Source organism: Streptomyces sp. NPDC048353, from assembly GCF_055587165.1.
Genome location: NZ_JBVJGU010000001.1, coordinates 808,132 through 825,819, shown reverse-complemented (window position 1 = coordinate 825,819; position 17,688 = coordinate 808,132). Strand labels below are relative to the sequence as shown.

The following is a 17,688-nucleotide window of genomic DNA, read 5'->3' as shown; positions in this document are numbered from 1 at the left end:
CGGTGCGGCGGTGTCGTGGCGGGTGGCGCCCGTCAGCGGGTGGTGAAGACCGCCACCGTGCGGGGCGGGACCGTGAAGGTGCCCGAACCGGCCTCGTAGGAGGCGGACTTGACGGTGGTGTCCGTGCCCGACGCCTGGACCGGGTGGAGGGCGTAGCCCTTCCCGGCGAGGGCGGCGACCCGCTGGGTCTGCCGCTGCGGGGTGGCGTTGAAGACCACGACCAGGTCACCGAGGCGCATGGTGATCACTCCCGGGGTCTCGCCGGTGCCGGAGAGGGGGAAGGACAGGCTGTCCTGGACCTGACCGGCGGTGGCGAGGGAGAAGGCGGGTTCGGTGGTACGGATCTTCTGCAGGTCGCGGTAGGCGGCCGCGGCCCCGTCGATCTGGGCGCAGCCCACGGTGAGGCCGGGGGCGGTGAGCAGCGGCTTCCCGAACGCCCACTTGGGCTGGTTGTCGGCCGCCGGGGGCAGCCCGCGGCCGAAGCCGTTGCCGTCCCGGCAGTCCCAGTGGATCGCGTTGAACCAGTCGCCGCTGTCGTACGAGTTGCGGTCGAGCGACTTGGAGCGCAGCAGGTCCGAGCCCGCCTGGGAGAGCGCGGGGCCCTGCGAGAGCGTGGCCGTGGCCATGGCGAGGACCTGCATCCTGGCCCGGTCGGCGGGCGAGGTGGCCGCGGGGAGCTTGAAGGCGAGCGCGTCGTAGAGGGTTTCGTTGTCGTGGGCGTCGGCGTAGGCGAGGGCGTCGCCGGGGGCGGCGGCGTAGCCGGCCGGGGCGCCGTTGTAGTCGACCTCGGAGCCCTTGACCGTACGCCCGGAGGTGTCCGTGAAGGAGTAGGAGGCGAGGTTGCCGGAGAGGCCGACCTTGATCAGGTCCTGGTAGTGCAGGAGGCGGGCCTTCTGCTGCTCCGGGGTGCCGTTGGCGGTCGAGGGGTTGGGGTCGGTGAAGAGGCCGGAGGCGAAGCCCTGGACGCCGGGGTCCTCGTCGAAGGGGCCGCCGCCGCGGACGGCGTCGCGGGCCCGGTCGGAGAAGGTGGCGATGCCGGTGCCGGCCATGTTCTTCTGGGTGGCCTGGACGAAGCGGGCGTCGTCGGCGATCTCGCCGAAGTTCCAGCCCTCGCCGTAGAGGACGATCGCCTTGCCGTCGACGCCGTCCTTGGCGACGGTCAGGGCGTCCAGGGCCTTGCGGACGGCGAGGATGTTCTCCTTCGGGTGGTGGCCCATGAGGTCGAAGCGGAAGCCGTCGACCTTGTACTGCTTGGCCCAGGTGACGATCGAGTCGACGACGAGCTTGCCCATCATGGCGTTCTCGGGCGCGGTGTTGGCGCAGCAGGTGGAGGTGGCGACCGAGCCGTCGGCCTGGAGGCGCTGGTAGTAGCCGGGGACGACCTTGTCCAGGACGGACTTGTCGGCCTGGCCGCTCGCGACGGTGTGGTTGTAGACGACGTCCATGACCGTGCGCAGTCCGGCGCCGTTGAGGGCCTGGACCATCTGCCGGAACTCGACCGTGCGGCGGGTCCCTTCGGGGTCGGTGGCGTAGGAGCCCTCGGGGACGGTGTAGTGCAGCGGGTCGTAGCCCCAGTTGTAGGCGTCCTTGGCCGCGGCGGCGGCGACGCAGGCCTGCTGCTCCTCGGAGTCGGGGGCGAGGATCTTCAGGTCGCAGGCGGGTCCGCTCTGCTCGGACTTCTTCTCGGGGATGGTGCCGATGTCGAAGGCCGGCAGGAGGTGGACGTAGGAGGTGCCGGACGCGGCGAGGGCCTTCAGGTGCCGGGAGCCCTTGCTGCCGGTGTCGGTGAAGGCGAGGTAGGTGCCGCGGTGGGCGGCCGGGGTGGTGGTGTCCGCGACGGAGAAGTCGCGGACGTGCAGCTCCTGGATCTGGGCGTCGCGCAGCGGGACGGCGGCGGGCTTCCTCAGTCCGCTCCAGCCCCGGGGGGCGAGCTTCGGGTCGGCGAGGTCGACGACGAGGCTGTGGGTGGAGTCGGTGGTCAGGCCGGTGGCGTAGGGGTCGGTGACCTTGTTGGTGACGATCTGCCGGACGCTGGGCGCCCAGACCTTGACCACGTAGCGGTACGGCTTTCCGGTCCACGCGCGCGTGCCGGTGGCCGACCAGACGCCGGAGGCGTCGTCACGGCGCATGGGGAGGGTCTTCCCGTCGAGTTCGAGGGCGACGGACTGGGCGGTGGGGGCCCAGAGGGAGAGGGTGGGGCGGCCGTTCCGGAACACCGGGCCGAGGTCCGCCCGGGTGGCCTTCGTCGCGTACAGGTCGTCGAGGACGCCGGCGAGCTGGACGCCGGTGGCGGTCAGGACGGCGCCGTTGGCCGCGTACTGGGCGGCGACGAGCTGGCCCTTGAGCGCCTCGCGGACGCGGTCGCGGTCGCGGGGGTCGACGGTGAAGGCGCCGTAGGCCTTCAGGTGCGGGAAGGCGGCCTTCTGCGCGTCGGTCAGCTCGGTCCGGTGGAGCCGGAGCGCCTGCCGGTCGCCGGTGAGCGCCCCGTTCTCGGCCTTGATCGAGCCGTCGCGGGAGGCGAGGAGGACACTGGAGGCGGCGGTGTCGTTGCCGTTCCAGGCGAGGGTGGTCGCGTCGATCCAGACGGCCTGGGCCTTGGTGAGGTCGAGCGCGGCGCCGCTGCCCTTGGGCTGCGGGAGGAGGTACTTCTCCTGGCCGCCGAGCATCCAGACCTCGTGGCCGTCGGCCTTGAGGTCGAGGGACTGGTCGGTGGGCAGGTCCTTCTCGTCGCCCTTGTGCAGGATGTACGAGAGCGAGGTCGCGCCGGGTGCGAGGGGCACTTCGTAGACCGCGCCGTAGGCGTCGGTGCGCACGGGCTCCAGCGGCTTGGACCAGTCGGTGGGGTTCGCGGCGCCGGTCCAGGTGTGCAGGCCCCAGCCCGCGTAGTCGCCGTCGGGGCGCTGGTAGTGCAGGACGGCCTTCGTGGTGTCCTGGGGCGGGTAGGCGCCCTCGGGCGCGGCGTTCAGAACCTCGGGCTTGCCCTGTTCGATCCACACCTCGCCGGTCGTGGAGAGGTCGACGGCGCGGTCGGCGTCGGTGTCCTTCACGCCGTCCTTGTTCACGACGACGAAGCCGACCGAGGAGGCGCCGGGCTTCAGCTTGACGTGGGCGAAGGCGCCGTAGGCGTCGCGGCCGGTGAAGGGCTTCCCGGCGGGCCAGGTGGTGCCTTCGCCGTCGGCGATGTCGCCCCAGGTGTAGAGGCCCCAGTCGTCGTAGTTCCCGTCGGCGCGCTTGTAGTGCACGATCGCGTGGTCGCGCTGGGTGGCGGTCGGCGGCTGCTCGACGGCCGGGGCGCCGCTGGTGGTCGCCGCGGTGGCGCTCGCGGTGCGGCCGGTGCGGTCGACGACCACGGCCTTGTAGCGCAGTGCGGTGCCGGCGGGGGCGGTGACCTTCTGGGTGACCTTGTACGGGGCGTGGTCGGCGGAGCCGAGGACCTGCCACCTGCCGTGGCCGGTCTGGGCGGCGAACACGACGCGGTTCAGCTGCCCGCCCTCGACGTCGGCGGAGAGTTCGACGGTGCCGGTGGCGCCGGCCTCGGGGGCCTTGAGGGTGATCGTGGGCGGGGCGGCGGGCGCGGCGAGCGGCTGCGCGGCCTTGAGCACGAGGGAGCCGAGCGCCGGGACGGTCACCTTGATCTTCGTGTCGCCGGCGCTGGTGACGCGGGTGTCGCCGCCGTGGATCGCGGTGAAGTCCATGCCCGCGGAGCCGGTCGGGATCTCGACGGTCTTCGGCTCGGTGGCGCTGTTGACCGCGACCACGTACTCGGCGGGCCCGCTCTTCGCACGGGCGTCGGTACGGGAGAAGGCGTAGACGGAGCCTTCGGCGTACCGCTGCTCCTGGACGCCGTCGCGCAGCGCCGGGTGCTTCTTGGTGAGCGCGGAGAGCGCGGCGATCTGCCGGTAGAGCGGGTGCGTGGGGTCGTACGCGTCGCTCGCGTGGGTGCGGTCGGTGCCGAGCTGGTCGTCGTCGAGGTAGTCGGCGGTCTTCGACGCGAAGAGGGTCTGGCGGGAGTCCTTGTCGCCGCCGGGGCCGGTGAAGCCCTGCTCGTCGCCGTAGTAGACGACGGGGTTGCCGCGGCCGAGGAACATCAGCTCGTTGGCGAGGGCGTAACGGCGGAGCAGTTCGGCGTCGCCGGCCTTCGGATTGTCCTGCTTGAGGAAGGCGCCGAAGCGGCCCATGTCGTGGTTGCCGAGGAAGGGCACCGATTCGTAGGCGTTGGCCTTGTCGGTGGTGTAGCGGTAGTCCTGGGCGAAGAGGTGGGCGAGTTTGCCGGCGGGGCCGCCCTGGGAGGCGAAGGAGCGGGCGGCGTCCTGGAAGGGGAAGTCGAGGGTGGCGTCGAGGCGGCCCTCGGTGACGTACGGCGCGGTGATCGCGGGGTCGGCGGAGTAGACCTCGCCGAACATGAAGAAGTCGTCGCGGCCGCGCTGCGCGGCGTACTCGTCGAGGGCGGTGGCCCACTGGGTCCAGAACTCGGTGTTGACGTGTTTGACGGTGTCGATGCGGAAGCCGTCGATGTCGAAGTCGCGCACCCAGCGCTGGTAGATCTTCTCCATGCCCTCGACGACCTCGGGGCGCTCGGTCCACAGGTCGTCGAGGCCGACGAAGTCGCCGTACTCGGAGGACTCTCCGGCGAAGGTGGAGTCGCCCCGGTTGTGGTACATCGTCGGGTCGTTGAGCCAGGAGGGGACCTTGACGTTCTTCTTGTCGGGGGCCACCACCGGGGTGCGCGGGAAGGACTCCCGGTCGACGGGCGGGAAGCGCTTCGTCCCGTCGGCGTAGTCGCCGTCGTCGAAGGGGACGCCGTCCTTCGTCAGATAGGGGAAGGCGCCCTTGGAGAGGTAGTCGTAGGACTTCTCCTGGTAGTCGACGACGTCGGCGGTGTGGTTGGTGATGACGTCGAAGAAGACCTTCATGCCCTTGGCGTGGGCCTGGTCGATCAGCTTCTCCAGGTCGGCGTTGGTGCCGAAGTGCGGGTCGACCTGGGTGAAGTCGGTGATCCAGTAGCCGTGGTAGCCGGCGCTCGCGTTCGTGCCCTCGCCCTGCACGGGCTGGTTCTTGAAGATCGGCGCCATCCAGATGGCGGTGGTGCCGAGGCCCTTGATGTAGTCGAGCTTCCGGGTGAGGCCCTTGAGGTCGCCGCCCTGGTAGAAGCCCTTGTCGGTGGGGTCGAATCCGGTCTGCAGGCGGGTGCCGGTGAGGCCGCCGCGGTCGTTGCGGGTGTCTCCGTTGGCGAAGCGGTCGGGCAGGACGAAGTAGAACTGCTCCCGGGTGAGGTCGTGGCGGGCGGGCTGCGCGGCGAGCGCCTTGTCGGAGGGCGGGGGCGGCGGCGGGGGCGCGGCCGCCGCGGGGAGGGCGGGCACCAGCGCCGCGCACAGGGTGGTGGCCACGACGGCCGCCGTTCGCTTGCGTATCACGGAGGTTCTCCCTGGAGGTACGGGAAGGAGGGCCGCCCCGGCGGGGCGGCCCTGGTGGGAGGGGCGGTCAGTTGCGGAAGGTGTCGTTCAGGACGAGCTGTCCGGAGGCGGGGACCGTGGCGACGCGGTTCGCGCCGGATTCCCAGGTGACGTTGCCCGCGGCGTCCTTGCGGACGTACTTGTACGAGAAGGTCGTGCCGGCCGGCAGCGGGACCGTCAGCTTCCAGACGGGGTAGCTCGTCGGGTCCAGCTTGGGGGCGGAGGCCGGGGACCAGGCGCCGAGGGCGGGGTGGTCGCCGGTGACGTGGATGTTCCGGCCGGGGACGGTGGTGGCCTGGACGTTGAAGGCGGCGGCGCTGCTCGCGGGCGGCGGGGTCGTCCCGCCGGCCTGGCAGGTCCGGGCGCCGACGTGCAGGGCGAGCGCGGTGTTCGCGCCCAGCGACGCCGTGAACCGTCCCGCCGTGTCGACCGTGACGGTGGTGTTGCTCTGCACGTCGCAGTAGGTGCCGGCGGGCAGGGCGGTCTGGAAGGTGCGGGAGAGCGCGGAGCCCTCGCGGTTGATCGCGACGAACGCCTTGGCGCCGCGCCCGAAGGCGATGGCGTTGTTGCCGTTGTCCCACCAGTTGCCGACGGCGGCGCCGCGGGCGGCGTTGCGGAAGCCGACCATGGAGCTGATCTCGCGCCAGGCGTGCTGGCACTTCCAGCCGTCGGTGTAGCAGGCGTTCACCTGTCCGCCGTTCGGGGCGCCCGCGTCCTTGTCGGAGAACTCGTAGCCGGAGTGGACGTCCGGGGAGCCGTAGGGCCAGGCCAGCATGAAGACGGAGGCGAGGGTGTAGGCGGCGCCGTTCTTGTAGCTGAGGGTCTCGCCGTTGCGCTCGGTGTCGTGGTTGTCGACGAAGACGCCGGACGTGCCGGAGGACATGTAGCCCCAGGACTCGCCGAAGGTGCTGAGGTGGGCGAGCTTCTCCGAGCCGAAGATCCGCTTGAGGTCGCGGGCGTAGCGGAACTCCTGGACGTCGCCGGTGCCGAGGTACTCGCTCGGGGAGACCGCCTCGCCGGCCCCGAATATGGCCTCCTGCTTCCAGTGGACGCCGGGGTTGCTCAGCCGGGACTTGATGTTCGCGAGGTCGGCGGCCGGCATGTGCTTGGCGGCGTCGATGCGGAAGCCGTCGACGCCGAGGGAGAGCAGGTCGTTCATGTAGCCGGCGATCCGGCCGCGGACCCAGTCCTCGCCGGTGTCGAGGTCGGGCAGGCCGACCAGTTCGCAGTTCTGGACGTTGGCCCGGTCCTGGTAGTTCGAGATCGTGGCCCGGCAGTCGTCCAGGTCGGCGCCGCCGTACAGGCCGGGGTAGTCGTACTTCGAGAACGAGGTCCCGCCCGTTCCCGTGCCCGACGCGTTGGCCATGTGGTTGATGACGGTGTCGGCGACGACCTTCACGCCCGCCGCGTGACAGGTGTCGACCATGTTCTTGAAGGCGGTGCGGTCGCCGAGGGGGCCGGCGATCTTGTAGCTGACGGGCTGGTACGCGGTCCACCAGGTGGGGCCCTGGATGCGTTCCTGCGGCGGCGAGACCTGGACGTAGCCGTAGCCGGCCGGGCCGAGCTGTTCGGTGCAGGCCTTCGCCACGGAGGCGAACTTCCACTCGAACATCACGGCGGTGACGTCCTTCTGCCCGGGCGGGGCGGCCTGCGCCGGGGCGGGTGCCGTGACGGCCACAGCGGCTCCCGCCACGACGGCGAGTGCAGCGGCCACGGTCTTTCTGGCCATGATTCCTCCTGCTGAATCCTCGGGGGATGGGAGGTGCGAGGGGGGCGAGGATCGCAATCTCTTGCTGCAAGAAAGCAGCAACTATTTTCGGACGTGACCGTACGAGGACCCCGGCCCGGGGTCAACCCCTCGGACACACTCGCGACACATGCCGGAAATCAGCAGGAAGCTTCAACGCAAGGACTTACGCAAGGAGTTGCAGTGGTGCTACGTTCAACCACGGCTCCGGGCCGGCCGCCGAGGGTTCCGCTCCCCCGGGGCGGGTCCCACGCGCCCGGCCGGCCGGTCCGGTCATCGACCCGGCTGGGCAGCGGTGGATCCCCGGACCACCAGCTCCGGCTGGAAGACGAACTCCGTGCGCTGCACCGGATTGCCCTCGATCTCCTCGAGGAGCGCCCCGACCGCCGCGGTCGCCATCGCCTGCACCGGCTGGCGCACGGTGGTGAGCGGCGGACTCGTGAACGCGATCAGCGGCGAGTCGTCGAAGCCGATCACCGACACGTCGTCCGGCACGTCCAGGCCGCGGGCGCGCACCGCGCGGATCGCGCCGAGCGCCATCAGGTCGGAGCCGCAGACGATCCCGGTGCACCCCTGGTCGAGCAGGATGTCGGCCGCCGCGTGGCCGCCCTCGACACCGAACAGCGTGGGACGGACGTACCGTTCGGCCTCCGCGCGCTCCATCCCCAGGAGGTGGTGGAGCTCGGCGGCGAAGCCCTCCGCCTTGCGGCGCGAGGGGACGTAGCGGGTCGGCCCGATCGCCAGGCCGATCCGCTCGTGGCCCAGCTCGACCAGGTGCCGTACGGCCATGCGCGCCGCCGCCCGGTCGTCGGGCGAGACGAAGTTGGCGTCGACGCGCTCGTTGAAGCCGTTGATGAGGACGAAGGGCACGCCCCGCGCGCCGAGGCGCACATAGCGTTCCGGGTCGGCCATGGCGTCGGCGTGCAGCCCGGAGAGGAAGACGATGCCGTTGACCCCGCGCTCCTCCAGCTGCTCCACCAGCTCGTCCTCGGTGGCGCCGCCGGGCATCTGGGTGCAGAGCACCGGGGTGTAGCCGTGCCCGGCCAGGACCTGCTCGATGACCTGGGCGAAGGCCGGGAAGATCGGATTGGTCAGCTCGGGCACGACCAGGCCGACCAGGCCGGCGCTGCGCCGTTTGAGCCGTACGGGACGTTCGTAGCCGAGGACGTCGAGCGCGGCGAGCACGCGGTGCCGGGTCGCGCCGGCCACCCCCGCCTTGCCGTTGAGGACCCGGCTGACGGTGGCCTCGCTGACCCCGGCCTGGGCCGCGATGTCCGCGAGCCGCGGGGTGCCGTTCCCGGCACCCCGCGGCAGGGGGATCGTCACACCGCCCACCAGACGGTGGTGTCCGCGGGCAGCTCCACGACGCCTTCCCCGTGGGAGACCGGCTCGTTGGAGAGGAGGAACCGGCCGGGCAGCGGGACGGAGATGGCCCGGCCGGTGGTGTTGGCGGTGCAGACGAAGCCGTCGCGGCGGAAGGCGAGGACGCCCTCGGGCGCCTCCGTCCACGTGACGTCCTCGCCCGCACCGAGCCCGGGCTGCTCGCGGCGCACGGCGAGCGCGCTGCGGTACAGCTCCAGGGTGGAGCCGGGGTCCCCGGCCTGCGCCTCGACGCTCAGCGCGCCCCAGGTGGCGGGCTGCGGCAGCCAGCTGCCGCCGTCGCCGAAGCCGTACGACGAGCCCTCGACGGTCCACGGGATCGGCACCCGGCAGCCGTCGCGGAAGCCGTCCTGGCCGGTGGCCCGGAAGAACGACGGGTCCTGGCGGACCTCGTCGGGCAGGTCGGTGACGTCGGGCAGGCCGAGCTCCTCGCCCTGGTAGACGTAGGCGGAGCCGGGCAGCGCCAGCATCAGCAGGGTCGCGGCGCGCGCCCGGCGCAGCCCGAGGTCGCGGTCGCCGGCCTCGCGCAGCTGGGTGCCGAGGCCCGCCGGATTGGCGAACCGGGTGGCGTGCCGGGTGACGTCGTGGTTCGACAGGACCCAGGTGGTGGGGGCGCCGACCGGACGCATCGCGGAGAGCGAGGCGTCGATGACCCGGCGCAGCTCGACGGCGTCCCAGTGGGTGCCCAGGTACTGGAAGTTGAACGCCTGGTGCATCTCGTCGGGGCGCACGTAGTTCGCGGTGCGTTCGACGGTGGGGGTCCACGCCTCGGCGACGAGGACGCGCTCCCCGTCGTACTCCGCCAGGACCTGCCGCCAGGAGCGGTAGATCTCGTGGACGCCGTCCTGGTCGAAGAAGGGCATGACGTCGTTGCCGAGCAGCTTGAGCTGGTCGTGGGCGCCGATGTCGGGCAGGCCCTCGGCCTTGACGAGGCCGTGGGCGACGTCGACGCGGAAGCCGTCGACGCCCATGTCGAGCCAGAAGCGCAGGATGGAGCGGAACTCGTCGCGTACGGCCGGGTGGTCCCAGTTGAAGTCGGGCTGCTCGGGCGCGAAGAGGTGGAGGTACCACTCGCCGGGGGTGCCGTCCGGCTCGGTGACCCGGGTCCAGGCCGGGCCGCCGAAGATGGACTCCCAGTCGTTGGGCGGCAGTTCGCCGTCGGCGCCCTTGCCGGCGCGGAAGTGGTAGCGCTCGCGCAGCGGCGATCCGGGGCCCTCGCGCAGGGCGCGCTGGAACCACTCGTGCTGGTCGGAGGAGTGGTTGGGGACCAGGTCGACGATGATCCGCAGGCCCAGCTCGTGCGCGTCGCGGATGACCGCGTCGGCGTCGAGGAGGCTGCCGAACATCGGGTCGATGGCGCGGTAGTCGGCGACGTCGTAGCCGGCGTCGGCCTGCGGGGAGGCGTAGAAGGGGGAGAGCCAGACGGCGTCGACGCCGAGCTCCTTCAGGTACGGCAGCCGGCTGCGGATGCCCTCCAGGTCGCCCATGCCGTCGCCGTTTCCGTCGGCGAAGCTGCGGGGGTAGACCTGGTAGATCACCGCGTCTCTCCACCAGCCCGTGTGCGTGCCGGTGGTCGGGGCGGCGGCGGGGGCAGCGAGGTGCTGGGTCATGACTTCCCTGGGAGGTAAGGAGTTGCGTACACGTACGGGCGGGTGGGCCGCCAAGGGGTGCTCAGCCCTTGACGGCGCCGGCGGACATGCCGGTCACCAGGTGCCGTTGGGCGACGAGGAACACCAGCGCGGCCGGGACGGCGATGAGCACGGACGCCGCGGTCATCGGGCCCCACTGCGCGCCGTACTGGTTGACGAACTTCTGCAGTCCGCCGGCCAGGGTGAGGTTCTCGTCGCCGACCATGAAGGCGGAGGCGTAGGCGACCTCGCCCCAGGCGGTGATGAAGGAGTAGAACGCGGTCACCGCGATGCCGGGCTTGGCGAGCGGCAGGATGAGCCGCCAGAAGGTGCCGAACGGGGTGAGGCCGTCGACCTGGCCCGACTCGTCGATCTCGCGCGGGATGGTGTCGAAGAAGCCCTTCATCATCCAGGCGCAGAAGGGCACGGCGATGGTCAGGTAGGTGATGACCAGTCCGGCCGGCTGGTTGAGCAGCCCCATCGACGACATGATGTTGTAGATCGGCACGATGAGGACGGCCACCGGGAACATCTGGGTGATCAGCAGCGTCCACATCAGCCCGCGCTTGCCGGGGAAGCGGAAGCGGCTGACGGCATAGCCGGTGGTGGAGGCGATGAAGACGCCGAGGAGCGTGGTCAGGCCGGCGACGAGCAGCGAGTTGCCGAACCAGCTGAGGAACTCGGTGTTCTCCAGCAGGTCGGTGTAGTTCGCGAACGTCGTCTCCTTGAAGAAGTCGGTGGTGTTGGCGTACTGCGCCGGCTTGATGGAGGTCAGGAAGACCCAGAGCACGGGGAAGACGGCGATCACGGAGGCCACCGCGAGGGTGGTGTGCAGCGCGATGGAGGCGAGCGGCGAACGGCGGCCGCGGGCCGGCGCGTGGGTGGCGGTGGTCACCAGACTTCTCCCTGCTTGCGGAGGACTCGCCGGTAGACCGCGGCGAAGATCATCAGGAGGACCAGGATCAGGACGCCCCAGGTGGACGACTGGGCGTAGTCACGCGGGCTGATCTCGAAGGAGAACTTGTACGCCTGGGTGACGAGGATCTGGGTGGCCTCGCCCGGTCCGCCCCGGGTCAGCAGGAAGATCACCGGGAACATGTTGAAGGTCCAGATGGTGCTCAGCAGGATCACGGTGGTGGACACCGAGCGCAGGCCGGGCAGGGTGATGTGGCGGAAGCGCTGCCAGGCGCTCGCGCCGTCCATCTCGGCGGCCTCGTACAGCTCGCCGGGGATGGACTGCAGGCCGCCGAGGAGGGCGACCATCATGAAGGGGATGCCGAGCCAGACGTTGACGGCGATGACCGAGAACTTGGCCCAGGTGGGGTCGTTGAGCCACGGCACGGCGTCGATGCCGCCGCCGGCCAGGATCTGGTTGAGCATGCCGCGGCGCTCGTCATAGAGGAAGCGCCAGGCGAAGACGGAGACGAAGCCGGGGACGGCCCAGGGCAGGATGAGCAGCATCCGGTAGACGGAGCGGCCGGCGATCCTGCGGTTGAGCATGTTGGCCAGGCCGAGGCCGAGGACGAAGGTCACCGAGACACAGGCGACCGTCCACACGAGCGTCCAGCCGAGGGTGCCGAGGAACTGGGTGCCGGTGAGCGCGTCGACGTAGTTGTCCAGGCCGACGAACTCGTAGGTCGCGGGTATCTCGTTGACGCCGATGCTGCGCGCGACGTTGCGCTCGTTGGCGTCGGTGAGCGAGAGGTAGATCCCCCGGACCAGCGGATAGCCGATGATCACGCCGATCACCACGGTCACCGGGAGGACCATCGCCCAGGCGTACCAGTGGGTGGAGAGGGAACGCCGGAGCTTCCTCTCGGGGGTGCCAGTACCGCGGCTCCGGCCGCGGGCGACAGTGTCGCCCGCGGCCTTCGCCACCGACTGGCCGGTGGTGTCCACAGCCATCAGCCGGCCTGCCTTCCTTGTTACTTCCAGTCCTTCAGGAGCTTGCGGTAGGCGTCACCCGTCGCCTTGGCGCCCTGCTCCGGGCTGGTCTGGCCGGTGAGGACCTTGGTGTACTCGACCTGCAGCGGGGCGAAGAGGCTGCCGCCCTCCGGGACCCAGGGGCGCTCGACGGCCTTCTCGACGACCGGCTTGAAGAAGCCGATCATCTCGTTGCTCGCGACGTCGGGCTTGATGTAGACGGACTCGCGGGTGGGCAGCAGGCTCAGCTCGGTGGCGGCGGTGGTCTGCGCCTCGGCGGAGGTCATGTACTCGGTGAAGGCGTAGGAGGCCTCCAGGTTCTTGGAGCCCGCGTACACGGCGAGGTTGTGACCGCCCTGCGGGGCGCCCTGGCCGGCGGCGCCGGCCGGGACCGGGGCGATGCCGAGGTTCGTCTTGTCGGCGAACTCCTTGCCGGCGTAGGTGTCGGTGACGGCCCACGGGCCGTTGATCATCATCGCGACCTTGCCGTCCTTGAACGCGGACTGCATGTTGTCCCAGCCGTTGGTGGCGTCGGTGATCGCGGCCTTGGAGTCGACCAGGTCCTTGACGGTGCCGAAGGCCTTCACGCCGGCGGCGTTGTCGATGGTGATCTTCTTCTGCTCGGCGTTGACCATGTCACCGCCCTCGCCGTAGAGGAAGGAGAGGAACCAGTAGGCGTCGTCGCCGCGCAGGTAGAGGCCGGTCTTGCCGGTCTTCTGCTTGATCGTGGTGGCGACGGTCTTCAGCTCGGCGATGCTCTTCGGCGCCTCGACACCGGCCTCCTTGAAGATCTTCTTGTTGTAGAAGATGCCCATGGAGTCGATGACCTGCGGGACGGCGTAGGTCTTGCCGTTGTACTTGGTGGAGGCGGCCGCCTGCTCCAGGAAGTCGTCCTGGTTCTTCAGGGCGGCGGTGCCGTCGAGCGGGGCGAGGTAGCCCAGGTTGGCGAAGTCCGGGGTCCAGGCGACCTCGGAGCGGATGACGTCAGGAGCGCCGGAGCCGGACTGGGCGGCGTTCTTGAACTTGTTCTGCGCCTCACCGAACGGCACGTTCACGTACTTGACGGTGACCTTGGGGTGCTTTTTCGTGAAGCCCTCGGCGAGCTTCTTGAAGACCTTGTCCTCGCTGCCGACGTTCGACGTGTCCCACCAGGTCACGGTGCCGGAGAGCTCGCCCGAGCCCTTCGAGGCACCGGTGTCGCCGTTGTCGCTTCCGCACGCCGCCAGGGTCACGCCCAGGGCCGCGACCAGCGCGGTGGCCGCTATGCCACGCCGCATGTGAACTCCTTCAAACGATCCCGGATGAACGAGGGGCGAAGACCTTCCTCATGCGACCGCTCCCTCGCGGCGCGCCGGGTTGCCAGGAACGTAACAGGGATGAAAACGAGCCGAAAGAGCTTGCGAGAAATTTCTGCAAGGACCGGGGATCGTTACATCCGCGTGTCCCGAAGGTTGCCATCGAGTCGCTTGACAGGGTGGTCAGGCGGGCTCTTGCGGTGCCCCGCGCACCCTGCAAGCCTTTTCGGCATTCCTTGCAGGACCGTTTCATGAGTGGCCTGACCTCGTTGTCAGGGCACACCCGCACCACCGTCGGCCCCTGGAACACGCGAGAGGGACCCGCCCATGGCCCACGAGCTCACCTCACCGTCGCCGCTGCCGGACCTTGCAAGCCCTTGCGCCCCCACCACGGGATGGTGGCGGGACGCGGTCATCTACCAGGTGTACGTCCGCTCCTTCGCGGACAGCGACGGCGACGGGGTCGGAGATCTGCGCGGGGCCCGCGAGCGGCTGCCGCACGTGGCGGGCCTGGGCGCGGACGCGGTGTGGCTCACGCCGTTCTACGCCTCCCCGCAGGCCGACGGCGGCTACGACGTGGCGGACTACCGCGCGGTCGACCCGGTCTTCGGGGACCTGGCGGACGCCGACGAGCTGGTCCGGGCGGCCCACGCGCTCGGCCTGAAGGTCATCGTGGACATCGTCCCCAACCACACCTCGGAGCGGCACCCCTGGTTCGCGGCGGCCCGGGCGGGCGCGGGCCCGGAGCGGGACCGCTACGTCTTCCGGCCCGGCCGCGGCCCGGACGGCGCCCTGCCGCCCAACGACTGGGAGTCCGTCTTCGGCGGCCCGGCCTGGACCCGGGTCGCCGACGGCTCCTGGTACCTCCACCTCTTCGCACCCGAGCAGCCCGACCTCGACTGGGAGAACGCCGAGGTCAGGGCCGAGTTCGACTCCGTGTTCCGGTTCTGGCTCGACCTGGGCGTGGACGGCTTCCGGATCGACGTCGCCCACGGCATGGTCAAGGCCGAGGGCCTGCCCGACATCGGGCACGGCCGCCAGGCCCGGATGATCGGCACCCAGCGGCTGCCCTTCTTCGACCAGGACGGGGTCCACGAGATCCACCGCGGCTGGCGGCGCCTCCTGGAGTCGTACGGCCCCGACCGCATCGGGGTCGCCGAGGCCTGGGCCCCGACCCCCGAGCGTCTCGCCCTGTACGTACGCCCCGACGAACTGCACCAGGCGTTCAACTTCCAGTTCCTCGACTGCCCCTGGGACGCGCCCGCGCTGCGGTCGGTCGTCGAGGAGTCGCTGCGCGCCACCGCCTCGGTGGGCGCGCCCACCACCTGGGTGCTCTCCAACCACGACGTCGTGCGCCACACCACGCGGTACGGCGCCGGCGACCCGGCCGCGGGCCTGCGGCGGGCCCGGGCGGCGGCGCTGCTGATGCTGGCACTGCCCGGTTCGGTCTACCTCTACCAGGGCGAGGAGCTGGGCCTGCCGGAGGTCACCGACCTGCCGGACGCCCTGCGCCAGGACCCGGCGTTCCGGCGCGGGGAGGGCCAGGACGGGCTCCGCGACGGCTGCCGGGTCCCGCTGCCGTGGACGGCCGACGGTCCCTCGCTGGGCTTCGGCCCGGCCGGCGCGTGGCTCCCCCAGCCGCCCGCGTGGGCCGGTCTCAGCGTCGCCGCCCAGAGCGGCGATCCCGGCTCCACCCTGGAGCTGTACCGCTCGGCCCTGCGGCTGCGCCGCGCCCATCCGGCGCTCGGCGCGGGCGAGGCGGTGGAGTGGCTGGACGCCCCCGACGGCGTCCTGCTCCTCCGGCGCCGCTCGGCCGGCGGCGACGTGCTGGTCGCCCTGAACACGACGGACCGGGACGCGCGGATCGAGACCCCGGCCCCGGTGACGCTCCTGCTGAGCAGCGCGGGCGCCGAGGCGGCGGGCGGCGCCCCGCACTCCGGCGGCGGCGCGGGCGGCGACGGTACGGCCCCGGCCGGCGCGGGCCCCGGCGGCGGTGCGGACGGGGTGGCGGGCGCCGTCCTCCCGCCTTCCGGCGCACGGCAGTTGACCCCGGCCGCCGTTCCCGCGCAGGACACCGGGAACGTCCCGGTTCCGGCCGAGTCCTGCGTCTGGTGGGCAATCTGACGTGCGACCGGTACAGTCCAATCCCATGACCGCGCGGCTTGCCGACATCGCAGCCCAGGCGGGGGTCAGTGAAGCCACAGTCAGCCGCGTGCTCAACGGCAAGCCCGGTGTGGCCGCGGCCACCCGTGAATCCGTGCTTGCCGCACTCGACGTCCTCGGATACGAGCGTCCGGTACGGCTGCGCCAGCGCAGCGCCGGACTCGTCGGACTGATAACCCCCGAACTGGACAACCCGATCTTTCCCGCGCTCGCGCAGGTCATCGGGCAGGCCCTGACCCGGCAGGGCTACACCCCCGTCCTCGCCACCCAGACCCCCGGCGGGTCCACCGAGGACGAGCTCACCGACATGCTGGTCGAGCGCGGGGTCTCCGGCATCATCTTCGTCTCGGGGCTGCACGCCGACACCACCGCCGACATGACGCGCTACGACCAGCTGCGCGGCAAGGGCGTCCCGTACGTCCTGATCAACGGCTTCTCCCCGAAGGTCCAGGCCCCCTTCGTCTCGCCCGACGACCGGGCCGCGATGCGGCTGGCCGTGACGCACCTGGCCTCGCTCGGGCACACCCGGATCGGTCTCGCGGTGGGCCCCAAGCGGTTCGTGCCGGTGCTGCGCAAGATCGAGGGCTTCCAGCTCGGCATGCGGGACCGTCTCGGTCTGTCGCCGGAGGAGTCCGAGAAGCTGATCCAGCACTCCCTCTACACCCTGGAGGGCGGCCAGGCCGCCGCGGGCGCGCTGATCGCCGCCGGCTGCACCGCCGTCGTCTGCGCCAGCGACATGATGGCGCTGGGCGCCATCCGGGCCGCCCGGCAGCAGGACCTGCATGTCCCGAAGGACGTCTCGGTGGTCGGCTTCGACGACTCCCCGCTGATAGCTTTCACGGACCCACCGCTCACCACCATCCGCCAGCCCGTGCAGGCGATGGGACAGGCCGCGGTCCGCGCGCTGCTCGAAGAGGTCGGGGGGACCCCCGCGCCGCACAGCGAGTTCGTGTTCATGCCCGAGCTGGTGGTTCGTGGTTCAACCGCTTCCGCCCCGACCCCGAGGAACCCCTGATCCCAGCGGCCCTCCCCTCCTCCCGGAGGTGGAGCACATGCGCCGGGCACCCGACCGGAGGATGATCGGTCGAGGGGCGTGGATCTGGCAGACTCTCTCCCCATGGGTGAAACGACTGTGAAGAGTTCGGAAGGCCGCACGGCGGCCAGCCCGTCACCCATCGTGGCCGACGGCAGGTGGGCGCGACTGCGGTCGCGCGTACCCCGGCGACCGCGGATCTGGTTCGAGATCCTGCTCATCGCGGTCAGTTACTGGACGTACTCGCTCATTCGCAACGCGGTGCCGGAGCAGAAGGCACAGGCGCTGCGGAACGCCGACTGGATCTGGCAGGCGGAGGAGTCCCTCGGGCTCGCCTTCGAGCAGACGGTCAACCACGCCGTGAACTCGGTGACATGGCTGATCGTGTCGATGAACTATTACTACGCCACCCTGCACTTCATCGTGACGATCGGTGTCCTGGTGTGGCTGTACCGCTGGCAGCCGGGCCGATATGCCGGTTTCCGTACGGTTCTCTTCTCCACCACCGGTGTGGCGCTGGTCGGTTACTACCTGTACCCGCTCGCACCCCCTCGGCTGATGAACGGCCAGGCCTTCGTCGACACCGTGCTGGTGCACCACACCTGGGGCTCGATGGCCTCGGGCAACCTCAAGAACATGTCGAACCAGTACGCGGCCATGCCGTCGATGCACATCGGCTGGTCGCTCTGGTGCGGTCTGACCATTTTCCTCCTGGCCAAGGCGCCGTGGGCGCGGATCCTGGGCCTGGTGTACCCGGCGGCGACGCTGGTCGTCATCGTGGCCACGGCCAACCACTTCTGGCTGGACGCCGTGGGCGGCATGATCTGCCTCGCCTTCGGCTTCGGCGTCTCGTACGTCTGGTACGGCTCGCTGCCGCAGCGGCTGTCCCGCACGGTGGACGGCCCGGCGCCCGCGCGCCGGGGCGCCGTCCCGGACTCCGCCGAGCAGGACCCGGCCCGTCCGGAGGCAGCGCCCGCGGACGCCCGCCGGGAGAGTGCCGGACAGGGCGCCGCGCGGTCCGCCGACCGGGACACCGAGGAGTCACGGGTCGGTTCCGGCAGGTGAC

10 protein-coding genes are annotated in these 17,688 nt (G+C 71.0%); 3 read left to right on the top strand and 7 right to left on the bottom strand.

All coding sequences use genetic code 11. The annotated features are described in order from the left end of the window. Positions 1 to 32: 32 nt before the first annotated feature. The 7 genes from pulA to ACZ6RC_RS03635 form a co-directional block, all read right to left on the bottom strand. Positions 33 to 5,414 carry a pullulanase-type alpha-1,6-glucosidase gene (gene pulA, locus ACZ6RC_RS03665; protein WP_469579060.1) on the bottom strand — a complete coding sequence of 1,794 codons (5,382 nt, stop codon included), beginning with the start codon at positions 5,412 to 5,414 and terminating at the stop codon, positions 33 to 35. 67 nt (positions 5,415 to 5,481) lie between these two features. Continuing rightward, complete coding sequence (locus ACZ6RC_RS03660) at positions 5,482 to 7,182, bottom strand: carbohydrate-binding module family 20 domain-containing protein (protein ID WP_469579059.1); 1,701 nt, start codon at positions 7,180 to 7,182, stop codon at positions 5,482 to 5,484. Between the two features lie 291 nt (positions 7,183 to 7,473). Then, on the bottom strand, positions 7,474 to 8,535 hold the full coding sequence (locus tag ACZ6RC_RS03655) for a LacI family DNA-binding transcriptional regulator (protein ID WP_469579057.1): 1,062 nt from the start codon (positions 8,533 to 8,535) through the stop codon (positions 7,474 to 7,476). Beyond that, positions 8,523 to 10,190: a glycoside hydrolase family 13 protein gene (locus ACZ6RC_RS03650; protein WP_391140871.1), complete on the bottom strand. Its 1,668-nt coding sequence runs from the start codon at positions 10,188 to 10,190 to the stop codon at positions 8,523 to 8,525. Before ACZ6RC_RS03650 ends, ACZ6RC_RS03655 begins: the two co-directional genes overlap by 13 nt. 61 nt (positions 10,191 to 10,251) lie before the next feature. Beyond that, the gene (locus ACZ6RC_RS03645; protein WP_391141218.1) at positions 10,252 to 11,106 is read right to left on the bottom strand and encodes a sugar ABC transporter permease; all 855 of its coding nucleotides are present in this window, start codon (positions 11,104 to 11,106) and stop codon (positions 10,252 to 10,254) included. Then, positions 11,100 to 12,113, bottom strand: a complete 1,014-nt coding sequence (locus ACZ6RC_RS03640; RefSeq protein WP_391140872.1) for a carbohydrate ABC transporter permease — start codon at positions 12,111 to 12,113, stop codon at positions 11,100 to 11,102. Before ACZ6RC_RS03640 ends, ACZ6RC_RS03645 begins: the two co-directional genes overlap by 7 nt. 20 nt (positions 12,114 to 12,133) lie before the next feature. Beyond that, positions 12,134 to 13,408, bottom strand: coding sequence for an extracellular solute-binding protein (locus ACZ6RC_RS03635; RefSeq protein ID WP_391140873.1), 1,275 nt, complete (start codon positions 13,406 to 13,408; stop codon positions 12,134 to 12,136). 345 nt (positions 13,409 to 13,753) lie between these two features. On the opposite strand from ACZ6RC_RS03635, the gene ACZ6RC_RS03630 reads away from it, so the two are divergent. From ACZ6RC_RS03630 to ACZ6RC_RS03620, 3 genes are all read left to right on the top strand, one after another. After that, positions 13,754 to 15,550, top strand: coding sequence for a glycoside hydrolase family 13 protein (locus ACZ6RC_RS03630; protein ID WP_469579056.1), 1,797 nt, complete (start codon positions 13,754 to 13,756; stop codon positions 15,548 to 15,550). Between the two features lie 25 nt (positions 15,551 to 15,575). Next, positions 15,576 to 16,604 (top strand): LacI family DNA-binding transcriptional regulator, encoded by a 1,029-nt coding sequence (locus ACZ6RC_RS03625; RefSeq protein WP_391140875.1) that lies wholly within the window; start codon positions 15,576 to 15,578, stop codon positions 16,602 to 16,604. A gap of 102 nt (positions 16,605 to 16,706) precedes the next feature. Then, the gene (locus ACZ6RC_RS03620; RefSeq protein WP_469579055.1) at positions 16,707 to 17,687 is read left to right on the top strand and encodes a phosphatase PAP2 family protein; all 981 of its coding nucleotides are present in this window, start codon (positions 16,707 to 16,709) and stop codon (positions 17,685 to 17,687) included. Position 17,688: the final 1 nt, after the last annotated feature.